Here is a 13,182-nt window from a genome sequence, read left to right as displayed (position 1 = left end):
ACAGATGCTGGAGGCATTGTGGGTACGACTTCGATTCGAGTACGGGCGCTCGCGCCCGCGGTGGCGGCGATCTCGCTGCTCGCCGCGGCGCCGGCGCTCGGCGCACCGGCGCACCCGACCCCCGGGCGACCGGTGGAGGCGAGCTGCGCGCCGGACGCGTGGATGCTCGGCTTCTCCGACGCCCTCGACAAGGCCGCCTTCCGCGGCACCCAGGTCGCCGGGCTGTCCGCGCTGACGTTCGCCCGCCCCTCCCGGGCGCTCGCCCTGGTGGACAACATCGGCACCACTCCCGCCCGCGTGTACGAGCTGGGCCTGGGCACCGGCCGGCGCGGCGTCGACGTGGACGTCCGCGACGTCACCGTGCTCAGCCGGCCGGACGGCACGCCGTACACGGGTGCGGACTTCGACGGCGAGGGCCTGGTCGCCGAGGACGGCGGGGCGACCGTCCTGGCCAGCTCGGAACGGGAGCCGTCCATCCGCCGGTTCCGGCTCTCCGACGGTCGGGAGGTCGCGTCGCTGCCGGTGCCGGCCCGGTTCCAGGTCACGCCGGCCGGCGAGGCGGCCGTCAACCAGACCTTCGAGGCGCTGGCGACCACCCCGGACCACCGGACGCTCTACGCCGGCATGGAGGGTCCGCTCGCCGCGGACGGCCGCGACGCCGAGGGCCGCGGCCTGCAGCGGATCCTGCGGTACGAGGGCCGGGAGGGCCGGGCCTACACCCCCGCCGCGCAGTACGCGTACCGCACCGACCCCAACCTGGGTCTGGTCGAGCTGATCGCGCTCGGCGACGACCAGCTGCTCGCCCTGGAGCGCGGCTTCACCAGCGGCGTGGGCAACACCGTGCGCGTCTACCGGGTCTCCGCGACCGGCGCCCCGGACGTCTCCGACGTGCCGTCCCTGTCGACCGTCGCGGACCCGCGTACGTGGCTCGGCAAGGAGCTGCTGGTCGACGTCGCCGACTGCCCGCCGTCGGGCGCGACGAGCAAGCAGCCGCAGCCCAACCCGCTGCTGGACAACATCGAGGGCGCGGCGCTCGGTCGGGAGCTGCCCGGCGGCCGTCGCGAGCTGTACCTGATCTCGGACGACAACGGCAGCGCCACCCAGACCACCCGGGTGTACGCGCTGTCGGTGAAGCTGCGGCCCGAGGTGACCCTGAAGAGCCGGGCGCTGCTGTCGGCGACGGCGTACCAGCCGGGCCCGGTGTCCGGCACGCAGCTCTCCCCCACCCCGGTCAACGGGGTCACGCCGCCGTTCCCCGGCCAGCCCGTTCCCGGCTTCTCCGCGGTGATCCCGGCCCGGGCCGGTGACCGCTCCGGCGAGCGCCTGCTCGCGATGCCGGACAACGGTTTCGGCGCGAAGAACAACTCGGCGGACTTCCTGCTGCGGGCGTACGAGATCGAGCCGAGGTACGGCAACCACACCGTGCAGGTCCACGGGCACATCAGCTTCCGGGACCCCGACCACAAGGTGCCCTTCCCGATCGTCAACGGGAACACCCGCGAGCGGCTGCTGACCGGCGCGGACTTCGACATCGAGTCACTGGCCCGGGACGCCCGGGGCGACCTGTGGATCGGTGACGAGTTCGGGCCGTACCTGATCCGCACGGACCGGACCGGCAGGGTGCTCCAGGCGCCGATCCCGCTGCCCGACGGGACGAAGTCGCCGCAGTCACCGGACCTCGCGCCGGGTGAGAACCCGACGCTGCGCGCCAGCAACGGCTTCGAGGCGATGGCGACCGCCACGGACGGCTGGACGCTCTACCCGATCCTCGAGGGCGCCCAGGTCAACGACCCCGACCAGCGGCGGCGGGTGGTCTACGAGTTCGACGTCCGCGCCAACCGCTACACCGGCCGCACCTGGTCGTTCCGGGTCGACGACCCGTCCCTGCTGGTCGGCGACGCGGCGGTGCTCGACGGCCGGCGGCTGCTGCTGATCGAGCGGGACAACGGCATGGGCCGGCAGTCGCTGGTCAAGCGCCTGGTCGTGACCGACCTGGACGAGGTCGGTGCGGACGGCTACCTGGTCCGGCGTACGGCGGTCGACCTGATGCACATCGCCGACCCGAAGGGCGTCTCCACCCCGGCCCGCCCCGGTGAGTACGGCGTCGGCCCGCTGTTCTCGTTCCCGCTGCAGTCGGTCGAGTCGGTGCTGCCGCTCATCGGTGACCGGGTCCTCGTCGCCAACGACAACAACTTCCCCGGCAACGACGGCCGGATCGCGGGCCGTCCGGACGACACCGAGCTGATCGTCATCGACGTACCCGGCCTGCGGTAACCCGTCCTGACCGCTCGACGGACGGCCCTCGGCGCGCGGCGCCGGGGGCCGTTCCGCCGCGCCGGGCACGGGTGCGTCAACCCGGTGGGCGACGCCGGCGCGGCGAGGTACAGTGCAGGGCATGAGGATCACCAGGCGTCTCTTCGCCGCGGCCGCGCGAGCTACCCGCTCGACGGTCGCCGCCGCCTGACCTCCTTTTCTCCCGCCGGCGACCGGTCACGGTCCGCCGGCGCCGTTCGTCCTCTTCGCACCGTCCCGCGCCTCGCGGACCTTTCCGGTCGACCACTGACCCGAAAGGCCCACACCATGACACCCGAGCAGATCACCGGGACCTTCATCGACTTCTACCGGGAGCGGGGGCACCTGCTCCTGCCGGAGAGTTCGCTGGTGCGGCCACCGGACGATCCGGTGTTGTTCACGACGTCCGGGATGCACCCGCTGACCCCGTACCTGGAGGGTCGGCCGCACCCGCTCGGTCGCCGCCTGGTCAACGTCCAGCGCTGCCTGCGCACCACCGACCTGGACGAGGTCGGCGACCCCACCCACCTGACCGTCTTTCAGATGCTCGGGTCGTGGTCGTTGGGCGACTACCCCGGCCCGCGCAGCCTGCGCTGGGGCTACGAGCTGCTCCGTGACGGTTTCGGCGTCGAACGGGACCGGCTGCACGCGACCGTGTTCGGCGGTGACGGGCCGGTCGGGCCGGACACCGGCTCGCTGGAGACCTGGGGCGAGCTCGGTGTGCCGGTGGAGCTGACCGGCCAGGAGAACTGGTGGTCTAACGGCCCGACCGGGCCGTGCGGCCCCGACTCGGAGATCTTCGTCTGGACCGGCGACACCCCACCCACCGGCACGCCCACGACCGACGGTCGGTGGATGGAGGTGTGGAACCACGTGCAGATGCGCTACCACCGCGACGGCGACGGCCGCCTGGAGCCACTGCGGCAGCACAACGTCGACACCGGGATGGGCCTGGAGCGCATGGAGATGGTCCTGCGCGGCGGCCGGTCGGTCTTCGAGGGCGAGGGCTTCCGCCCGTGGGTCCGGTCGGTGACCGGCCTCTGGCAGCCGGACGAGGAGACGCTGCGTCGGGTCTGCGACCACCTGCGGTCCAGCGTCGTGATGATCGGCGACGGCGTGCGCCCGTCGAACACGGGCCGGGGTTACGTGCTGCGCCGGCTGGTGCGGCGGGTGCTCACCCTGCTGTGGCGGGACGACCCGTCGCGCAGCCTCTCCGACCTGCCCGGCGAGCCGTTCCGGCACACCCTGGACGGGTTCCGGCTGGGCACCGGGGTCGGCGATCCGCGGGACGTGCTGCTCGACGAGGAGCGGCGGTTCCGTGGGCTGCTGCGGCGCGGGCGACCCGTCGTCTCCCGGTACCGGTCGCGGGGTCCGCTGACCGACGTGGACTACCGCTACCTGCACGACACGTACGGCCTGCCGCGGGAGCTCGTGGACGGGTTGCTGACCGAGGCGGCGTGACGGCACGCCACGTCGATGCCCCCGACCTCGTTGTCCGCGGTGCGGGCAGCCGTCCACGCCGTTCAGCGGTCGGCAGGGTCGGACGCCCCCGGGAGGGCGTCGTAGCGGGCGAGGTCGCCGCTGGGGGTGGGCAGGACGCGGCGGGCGGTCGACCATCCTGTCCGTCGCGGGAGCACCAAAACATTGATACCCGTCCACCCCTCTGTAACAATTAACAGACTTTACAGTCGGAAGCGGTGGAAAGGACCATGACATGGCGCGACGAACGGCCGCGACCCTTCCCCGCCGACCCCGCACCCGCCTGGCCGCCGCCCTCGCGGCGGCGATCGTCGCCGTGCCGGTCGGCCTCATCGTCGGTGTCCAGTCCGCGTCCGCGGCGGCCGTGGGCGCCATCACCGGGTACGGCGGCAAGTGCGTCGACGTGGCCGCCGCGAACCCCGCCAACGGCACGACCGTGCAGCTCTACACCTGCAACGGGAGCGCGGCGCAACAGTGGACGGTCGCCGACGACGGCACGATCCGCGCGCTCGGCAAGTGCCTCGACGTGGCCGCGGCGAGCACCGCCAACGGCGCCCGGGTGCAGATCTACGACTGCAACGGCACGGCGGCGCAGCAGTGGTCGGCCGGCGGCGGGCGGTTGGTTAACCCCAACTCGGGCAAGTGCCTCGACGCGACCGGGCCCAGCTCCGCCGACGGCACCCCGTTGCAGATCTGGACCTGCACCGGCGCCGCCAACCAGAGCTGGACGCTACCCACCGGGGGTGGCACCCCTCCCCCGTCCGCCGGCTTCACCCACCCCGGCGTGCTCGTCAGCCGCGGACAGCTCGACTTCGTCCGCGGCCGGGTCCAGGCCGGCGCGCAGCCCTGGACGTCGGCGTACAACCAGATGATGGGCAGCCGGTACGCCTCGCTGTCCCGGACCCCGGCACCGCGCGCGCTCGTCGAGTGCGGGTCGTACTCCAACCCGAACAACGGCTGCACCGACGAGCGTGAGGACGCGATCGCCGCGTACACCGACGCGCTCGCCTGGTACGTCACCGGGGACGCCCGGTACGCCCAGAAGTCCATCCAGATCATGGACGCCTGGTCGGCGACGATCACCGCGCACACCGGCAGCAACGCGCCGCTGCAGACCGGCTGGGCCGGCTCCGTCTGGCCACGGGCCGCCGAGATCATCAAGCACGCGTACGGGAACTGGCCGAACGCCAACCGGTTCGCCACCATGCTGCGCACCGTCTACCTGCCGATGGTCCGCAACGGTTCGAACAGCAACGGCAACTGGGAACTCACCATGATGGAGGCCGCCGTCGGCATCGCCGTGTTCCTCGACGACCGGACCGCCTACGACGCGGCGGTCGCCCGCTTCCTCAACCGGACCCGCGCGTTCGTCTACCTGCCCAGCGACGGCGCCCTGCCCTACACGGTCCCCGGCAGCGGCCTGGACACCAGCGGCGAGATCATCAACTACTGGCACGGTCAGTCCACCTTCGTCGCCGGGCTCGCGCAGGAGACCTGCCGCGACTTCACCCACACCGGGTACGGCATCTCGGCCATCTCGCATGTCGCCGAGACCTCGCGGATCCAGGGCCAGGACCTGTACCCGCAGGTCGGCGAGCGGCTGCGGCACGCCCTCGGCCTCCACTCGCGCTATCAGCTCGGCGAGCCGGCACCCTCCTGGCTCTGCGGCGGCAGCCTCACCCGCGGCCTCGGGCCGATCACCGAGGTCGGCTACAACGCGCTGGCCAACCGGCTGGGCAACGCGATGACCAACACGCAGACCCTCACGGTGCAGCAGCGACCCGCCGGCACCAACAACCTCTTCGTCGCCTGGGAGACCCTGACCCACGGCGAGAACCCGAACTGACCGTCCGTTCCCGCGACGCGACGGGGCCGCCGCCCCTGGACCCCGCCGATCATGCAGTTGTGGTGCCCCACAAAAACACCGTTCCGACATCAATCAGGCACCATAACTGCATGATCGACCGAAGGAATGCGGCGATCTTGCGGTTTTCGTCCTGATGCAAGCCGCATAACGAGTGCCGAAAGTGCAGGATCGCACCTGCTGGCGTGATGCCGGCGGCGGCATGCGGGGGCTCGCGTGCGGTTGCGGAGTGGGTCGAGAATCGGGCGGGAGAGTTTGTCGATGCGGGTGACGGCAGCGGGTTGAGGTCCGATGGGGCCCCGACGGGCGGAGGTGGCGGGGTGTCCGGATCGGATCGTCAGGGGCGGTTGCGGCGGTACTGGGACCGGCACGCCGACTCGTACGACCGGCAGATGGCCTTCGCCGAGCGGCGTCTCTTCCGCGACACCCGGGCGTGGGTCGGCGGCCGGGCATCCGGCGACGTCCTGGAGGTGGCCGTCGGGACGGGGCTCAACCTGCCGCACTACCCGGCGGGAGTACGGCTGACCGGGGTGGAGTGGAGCCCGCGGATGCTGGCCGTCGCCCGGCGGCGGGCCCCGGAGATCGGTCGCGACGTCGACCTGCGGCTGGGCGACGCCCAGGCGCTCGATCTGCCGGACGTGTCGTTCGACACGGTGGTCTGCACGTTCTCGCTCTGCGCGATCCCCGACGAGCGGCGGGCGCTGGCCGAGATGCGCCGGGTGCTGCGACCCGGCGGCCTGCTCCTGCTGGCCGACCACGTGCCGTCCACGGCGTGGCCGGTGCGCGTCGCGCAGCGGCTCGCCGAGCTGGTCAGCGTGCCGGTGGGCGGTGAGCACTTCCTCCGCCGGCCGGCGGCGCTGGTCCGGGACTGGGGCTGGAAGGTCGACGCGCACGACCGGTTCGCGCTCGGCATCGTCGAGCGTCTCGCCGCCCGCAAACCGTCGGCCTGACCCGCCGTCCACCCGTGCCGCCCGCCCGGGCCGGCGGGCGCCGGACGGGTCGTCGGCGGCGGGCTGTGGCGACCGTCACCGCCGGCTCGGCCCCGCCGGTCAGCCGCCGGCGCAGTTGTTGCTGGTACGCCGCACGGTGTACTCCCGGTCGTCGGTGGTGATGCCCGACGGCTCGCCGTCGAAGTGGGTCTCGACCTTCTCCCAGCCCCGACGCTGCTCGTAGTGCAGGTGGGGGGCGCCGGAGTTGCCGGTGCTGCCCAGCTTCCCGATCTGCTCGCCCTGGGCGACCTCCTGCCCGACGCGCACCAGGGGCGGTTCGAGCAGGTGGAGGTACTGGGTCTCCCACCGGCCGCCGTGGTCGATCTTCACCCAGTATCCGCCGCCCCGCCCGCGCGGACCATCCGGGTCCTGCGGCGTGCGGCCGCCCAGCGAGCCGTTGATGCCGGCCACGGTGACGGTGCCGGCGTACGAGGCGAGGACGGGACGGCCCCACGCCTCACCCTCAGCCGGGAAGAGGTCGACGTCGTAGTCGTCGTGGCCGGGGTACGTGCCGAGCTGCCAGGTCTCCCCGCAGGCGACGGGGAGCTGGAAGAGCGGACGCGGCCCCGGGGGTCGCAGCAGCGGCACGACCACGATCGCGACGGCGACGAGGGCGCCGAGCGCGCCCAGCGCAAGAGCGATCCGGAGGATACGACGAGTGGGGCGATCATTGGAGAGGGGGCGGGTCGAACGGCTGGTGGTCACCGGAATAAGAATGTCAGGGCCTGGCAAGACAACGTTGTCCCGTCGCGAGCGAAAGGGTAAAAACCGGGCGCGAATGGCCTCAATGGGCACATATCGCAGCGGGCAACGTCTATATTGCCGGGTTGTTACGGAAATGTTGGCTTCCTCACTTGCGGATGAACTTCTCCGCGCAATACGTTGCCGTACACAACAAAACGGTGCAGGACCCATCCCCTCCCGGAGGCATCCCATGACGTTGGCAGCAAGGTGGCGCCAACGATGAACGCCGCGCCCACACTCCTCGAGATGCGCGCCATCACCAAGGAGTTCCCCGGAGTCAAGGCTCTCTCCGACGTCAACCTGCAGGTGCGCGCCGGCGAGATCCACGCGATCGTCGGCGAGAACGGTGCCGGCAAGTCGACGCTGATGAAGGTGCTGAGCGGGGTCTACCCGTACGGCAGCTACGACGGCGAGATCGTCTACCAGGGCGAGGTCTCCCGCTTCGCGGACATCCGCGCGAGCGAGCGGGCCGGGATCGTGATCATCCACCAGGAGCTCGCCCTCATCCCGCACATGTCGATCACCGAGAACATCTTCCTCGGGAACGAGCCGCGCAAGGCCGGCGCGATCGACTGGAAGGCGGCGAACCGCCAGGCCATCGAGCTGATGGCCCGGGTGGGTCTGCGCGAGGACCCGGACACCCTGATCAAGGACATCGGTGTCGGCAAGCAGCAGCTGGTGGAGATCGCCAAGGCGTTCGCCAAGGACGTCAAGCTGCTCATCCTCGACGAGCCGACCGCCGCGCTGAACGAGGACGACTCGCAGCACCTGCTGGACCTGCTGCGCGGCTTCCGCGAGCGGGGCATCACCTCGATCATCATCTCGCACAAGCTGAACGAGGTCGAGGCGATCTCCGACCGGATCACGATCATCCGTGACGGCCGGACCATCGAGACGCTGGACGTCAAGGGCGACGGCGTCGACGAGGACCGGATCGTCCGGGGCATGGTCGGCCGTGAGCTGCACAGCCGGTTCCCCGACCACACGCCCAAGATCGGCGATGTGTTCTTCGAGGTCCGCGACTGGACCGTCCGGCACCCCATCTCCGCCGAGCGGCTGGTCGCCAAGCACTCGAACTTCGTCGTACGCCGGGGCGAGATCGTCGGCTTCGCCGGCCTCATGGGCGCCGGTCGCACCGAGTTGGCCATGAGCGTCTTCGGCCGCTCCTACGGCGTCTACGAGTCGGGCACGATCGTCAAGGACGGCAAGGAGATCGTCCTCAAGACGGTCCCGGACGCCATCGCCCACGGCCTCGCGTACGTCAGCGAGGACCGCAAGGCGATCGGCCTGAACCTGCTCGACGACATCAAGACGTCGACGGTCGCCGCCAAGCTCTCCAAGATCACGCGACACGGTGTCCTCGACGAGGTCGAGGAGTACCGGGCCGCGGAGGAATACCGCAAGAACCTGCGCATCAAGGCTCCGACGGTCGACGAGGGCGTCAACAAGCTCTCCGGCGGCAACCAGCAGAAGGTCGTCCTGGCGAAGTGGATGTTCACCGACCCGGACCTGCTGATCCTGGACGAGCCCACCCGTGGCATCGACGTGGGTGCGAAGTACGAGATCTACGGGATCATCCAGCGGCTCGCCGACCAGGGGAAGGGCGTCATCGTCATCTCCTCGGAGCTGCCCGAGCTGATCGGGCTCTGCGACCGCATCTACACGGTGTCGGAAGGCACCATCACCGGTGAAGTCGCCCGGCAGGACGCCGACCCGGAGAACCTCATGAAGCTGATGACCTCTACGAAGAAGATGCAGACACGATGAGCCGACTGAAGGAACTCCAGAAGAACCTCTTCGGAGGAACCACGTCCAACGCCCGTCAGTTCGGGATGATCTTCACGCTGGTCGCGATCGTCGTCCTGTTCCAGATCCTGACGGACGGCCTGACCCTGCGATCGGACAACCTGATCGCCCTCTTCCAGCAGAACTCGTACATCCTGATCCTGGCCATCGGCATGCTGATGGTGATCGTCGCCGGGCACATCGACCTGTCGGTCGGCTCGATCGCGGCCTTCGCGGGCATCCTGGTGGCCAAGTCCATGGCCGAGTGGAACCTGCCCTGGCCGGTCGCCATCCTCTTCGGCCTCGCCATCGGTGCGATCATCGGCGCCTGGCAGGGCTTCTGGGTGGCCTACATCGGGGTACCCGCGTTCATCGTGACGCTGGCCGGCATGCTGCTCTTCCGCGGCGGCAACCAGTTCATCGGTAACGCGAACACCATCCCGGTGCCGGAGGGCTTCCGGCAGATCGGTGCCGGCTTCCTGCCCGAGACCGGCCCGAACACCGGCTACAACAATTTGACCCTGCTGCTCGGCCTCGCGGCCGCCGTCGCGGTGGTCTGGCGGGAGCTCCAGGCCCGCAAGACCCGGCGGGACATGAACGCCGAGCCGATCCCGATGTGGATCTCCATCGTGCGGATGGTGGTCATGGTCGGTGCGCTGGCCTTCGTCGCGCTGCGCTTCGCCAGCGGCCGCGTGGGCACGAGCTTCCCGATCTCCGGCATCATCCTCGTGGCGCTGGTCCTGGCCTACTCCTTCTACACCCGCAACACCGCGGGTGGCCGGCACATCTACGCGGTCGGCGGCAACTCCCGCGCCGCGGAGCTGTCCGGTGTGAAGCTCAAGCGGGTCAACTTCATGGTCATGATGAACATGTCGATCCTGGCCGCGCTCGCGGGCATGATCTTCGTGGCCCGCTCGGCGGCTTCCGGCCCCCAGGACGGCAACGGCTGGGAGCTCGACGCGATCGCCGCCGTCTTCATCGGTGGCGCGGCCGTCTCCGGCGGCATCGGCACCATCAGCGGCTCGATCGTCGGCGGTCTGGTCATGGCCGTCCTCAACAACGGTCTGCAGCTGATGGGTGTCGGCACCGACCGTGTCCAGATCATCAAGGGCCTGGTCCTGCTGCTGGCCGTCGCCCTCGACGTCTACAACAAGAAGCAGGGACGCTTCTCGATCATCGGGAGCATCACCCGCTCGTTCCGTCGGGACGACACCCCGGCCGCACCACCAAAGACGTCCGACGCGGACCGCGAGCCCGCCAAGGCACCCGTGGCCGGCTGACGCCGACCACTCTCCCCATCACCATCCGAGAAAGGCACGCACCTCTCATGCGCAAGATCATCGGCAAGGCGGTGGCCGTCGGCGCCATCGCGGCGCTTGCCCTCACCGCCTGCGGCTCCGGCCGCGACGAGGGCACCAGCGGCTCGGGCTCCGAGGCCAAGGGCTTCGCGGCCAACTCTCTGATCGGTGTGGCCCTGCCGGCCAAGACCTCGGAGAACTGGGTCCTCGCGGGCGACCTGTTCAGCAACGGCCTGAAGGAGGCCGGCTTCCAGGCTGACGTGCAGTACGCCGGCGCGTCGACCACGGTCGCCGACCAGCAGGCCCAGATCACCGCCATGGTCACCAAGGGCGCCAAGGTCATCGTCATCGGCGCGACCGACGCCGCGCAGCTGTCGACCCAGGTCGCCGCGGCCCACCAGGCCGGCGCGAAGGTCATCGCGTACGACCGGCTGATCGTCAACACGCCGGACGTCGACTACTACGTCGCCTTCGACAACTTCAAGGTCGGCCAGCTCCAGGGCCAGGCCCTGCTGGACGGCATGAAGGCCAAGAAGCCGAACGGCCCGTACAACATCGAGCTCTTCTCCGGCTCGCCGGACGACAACAACTCGAAGGTCTTCTTCGACGGCGCGATGGACGTGCTGAAGCCGGAGATCGACAAGGGCAACGTCGTGGTCGCGTCGGGCCAGACCGACATCAAGCAGACCGCCATCCAGGGCTGGAAGGCCGAGGGTGCGCAGGCCCGCATGGACCAGCTGCTGACCTCGACCTACGGCAACAAGGAGCTGGACGGCGTCCTCTCCCCGAACGACACCCTCGCCCGGGCGATCATCACCTCGGTCAAGGGCGCCGGCAAGCCGGTCCCGGTCGTCAGCGGCCAGGACTCGGAGGTCGAGTCGGTCAAGTCCATCATGGCCGGCGAGCAGTACATGACCATCAACAAGGACACCCGCAACCTGGTCAAGCAGACCATCGACATGGTCAAGGCCCTCCAGGCCGGTAACGCCCCGCAGGTCAACGACACCAAGACCTACAACAACGGTTCCAAGGTCGTCGACACCTACCTGCTCCCGCCGGTCGCCGTCACCAAGGCCAACGCGGCCGAGGCGTACGCCAACGACCCGAAGCTCGCGCCGCTCACCAAGTAAGCAGCGGGAGCAGTCAGCACGGCGTCGGGTCCCGGAGAAATCCGGGACCCTTCGTCGTCTGGCAGGCGCCATCCCTCATCAGCACAACAGCAGACGAAAGGAGGCCGAGAATGGTGCTGCAACCCGCCCTGTCCGGCCTCCCCCGTGGCCGCCCGGCCACGGAGTCCCTCACCACCGTGGCTCCCGGCGCGAGCCAGGAGGAGATCCGCCGACAGAACCTCGGCGCGCTCCTGCGGCACGTCCACGTGCACGGCCCGACCACGCGAGCCCAACTGACCAGCCGTCTCGGCCTGAACCGCAGCACCATCGGCGCGCTCGCCGGCGATCTCGTCACCGCCGGCCTCGTCACCGAGGAGGTGGCCCCGAGCGTCACCCGCCGCGCCGGCCGCCCGTCCCTCGTGGTGAGTCCCCGTTCCGACGGGGTCTACGCCCGGGCCCTGAGCATCGAGGCGGGGAAGCTGCGGGCCGCCCGCATCGGCCTCGGCGGCCGGATCCTCGACCTGCGCGAGACCGTACGTCCCGCCGGGATGTCCGCCGTCGACGCCGTCGGCGCCCTGGCCGACCTCGTCCGCGACATGGAATGCGCCGTCACGGCGGACGCGGTCTGCGTGGGCGGCGCCGTCGCCGTGGCCGACACGGCGCGCGACAGCGACGGACGGATCCGCTTCGGTGGGCCCGACGAGGCGCTGCGCGCCGCGCTGGCGGCGGAGATCGCGGTCGGGCTCCCCTTCCTGGCCGGCGACCTCGCCGACATCGCCGGCCTCGCCGAGCACATCCGCGGCGCGGCTGCCGGCAGCGGCAACCTCATCTACCTGCACGGCGACCTCGGGGTCAGCGCCGGGCTCATCATCGACGGCCGGCTCGTCGTCGGCCACCAGGGGCACGGCGGCCAGGTCGGCCACATGGTCGTCAACCCGAACGGACGGCCCTGCTGGTGCGGGTCGCGCGGCTGCTGGGAGACCGAGATCGGCGAGGCCGCGCTGCTACGGCACGCCGGCCGGGATCCCGACGCCGCGGGTGGGGTCGCGGAGGTCCTGCACGCCGCTGCCCAGGGCGAGCCGGCGGCGACCGAGGCCGTCCGCCGGGTCGCCGAGTGGCTCGGCTTCGGCGTGGCCAACCTGGTCAACATCATCAACCCGGACACCGTCGTGCTCGGCGGGTCGCTCGGCGAGATCTACGCGGCCGCGTCGGACACCGTCCGCCACCGCCTCGGTGAGGTGGCGCTGCCCACGTCGTGGCCCCAGGTGCAGTTGCGTACGGCGGCGCTCGGTTGCGACGCGGCCCTCATCGGCGCCGCGGAGCTGGCCTTCGAGCGGCTGCTCGCCGACCCGCTGAACGTCGGCAGCGCCGCCTGACCCGGCGCGCGGCCCGCCGCGGCGGTCGACGGTGCCGCCCGGAAGGCGTCCCGCCGCGACGGACGACCCGCCCGCGGCCACCGTCCGGTGGCCGCGGGCGAGCGCCGGCTCAGCGTCCGGTCGAGTTGTACGCCCGCGCCGGCCGCGGGGTGTCCGGCCCGTGACGGCCGGCGGAGACGGTATGAACGAACGGTGGCGATAGACGCGAGCGGCGGTAAGGTGCTCGCGTGACCACCGACGCCAGCC

The 13,182-nt window shown here is 70.9% G+C and carries 9 protein-coding genes; 8 read left to right on the top strand and 1 reads right to left on the bottom strand.

Annotated features, from left to right (window positions below; all coding sequences use genetic code 11):
- The first annotated feature begins 18 nt into the window (after positions 1-18).
- The 4 genes from ACIBTV_RS05705 to ACIBTV_RS05690 all read left to right on the top strand — a co-directional run bounded on the left by ACIBTV_RS05705 (position 19) and on the right by ACIBTV_RS05690 (position 6,585).
- Positions 19-2,274, top strand: a complete 2,256-nt coding sequence (locus ACIBTV_RS05705) for an esterase-like activity of phytase family protein (RefSeq protein WP_396702760.1) — start codon at positions 19-21, stop codon at positions 2,272-2,274.
- A 306-nt stretch (positions 2,275-2,580) separates the two neighbouring features.
- Complete coding sequence (locus tag ACIBTV_RS05700; RefSeq protein WP_396702758.1) at positions 2,581-3,753, top strand: alanine--tRNA ligase-related protein; 1,173 nt, start codon at positions 2,581-2,583, stop codon at positions 3,751-3,753.
- Between the two features lie 253 nt (positions 3,754-4,006).
- Positions 4,007-5,617 carry a ricin-type beta-trefoil lectin domain protein gene (locus ACIBTV_RS05695; protein ID WP_396702756.1) on the top strand — a complete coding sequence of 537 codons (1,611 nt, stop codon included), beginning with the start codon at positions 4,007-4,009 and terminating at the stop codon, positions 5,615-5,617.
- Positions 5,618-5,955: 338 nt separating this feature from the next.
- Positions 5,956-6,585 (top strand): class I SAM-dependent methyltransferase, encoded by a 630-nt coding sequence (locus tag ACIBTV_RS05690; protein WP_396702754.1) that lies wholly within the window; start codon positions 5,956-5,958, stop codon positions 6,583-6,585.
- Positions 6,586-6,684: 99 nt separating this feature from the next.
- Here ACIBTV_RS05690 and ACIBTV_RS05685 read toward each other — a convergent pair whose 3' ends face one another.
- Positions 6,685-7,329 carry a M23 family metallopeptidase gene (locus ACIBTV_RS05685; RefSeq protein ID WP_396702752.1) on the bottom strand — a complete coding sequence of 215 codons (645 nt, stop codon included), beginning with the start codon at positions 7,327-7,329 and terminating at the stop codon, positions 6,685-6,687.
- A 258-nt stretch (positions 7,330-7,587) separates the two neighbouring features.
- Between ACIBTV_RS05685 and mmsA the strand changes: the two genes are divergently transcribed.
- From mmsA to ACIBTV_RS05665, 4 genes are all read left to right on the top strand, one after another.
- Positions 7,588-9,135, top strand: a complete 1,548-nt coding sequence (gene mmsA / locus ACIBTV_RS05680) for a multiple monosaccharide ABC transporter ATP-binding protein (protein ID WP_396702751.1) — start codon at positions 7,588-7,590, stop codon at positions 9,133-9,135.
- Positions 9,132-10,433: a multiple monosaccharide ABC transporter permease gene (gene mmsB, locus ACIBTV_RS05675; RefSeq protein ID WP_396702749.1), complete on the top strand. Its 1,302-nt coding sequence runs from the start codon at positions 9,132-9,134 to the stop codon at positions 10,431-10,433. The genes mmsA and mmsB overlap by 4 nt, the downstream gene beginning before the upstream one ends.
- A 47-nt stretch (positions 10,434-10,480) precedes the next feature.
- Positions 10,481-11,581 (top strand): substrate-binding domain-containing protein, encoded by a 1,101-nt coding sequence (locus ACIBTV_RS05670; protein ID WP_396702747.1) that lies wholly within the window; start codon positions 10,481-10,483, stop codon positions 11,579-11,581.
- 176 nt (positions 11,582-11,757) lie between these two features.
- Positions 11,758-12,936, top strand: coding sequence for an ROK family protein (locus ACIBTV_RS05665; RefSeq protein WP_396702882.1), 1,179 nt, complete (start codon positions 11,758-11,760; stop codon positions 12,934-12,936).
- Positions 12,937-13,182: the final 246 nt, after the last annotated feature.

Source organism: Micromonospora sp. NPDC049366, assembly GCF_044466625.1.
Lineage (GTDB): Bacteria > Actinomycetota > Actinomycetes > Mycobacteriales > Micromonosporaceae > Micromonospora.
The sequence above is the reverse complement of the archived record's forward strand: the minus strand, read 5'-3'. Positions and strand labels throughout refer to the sequence as shown.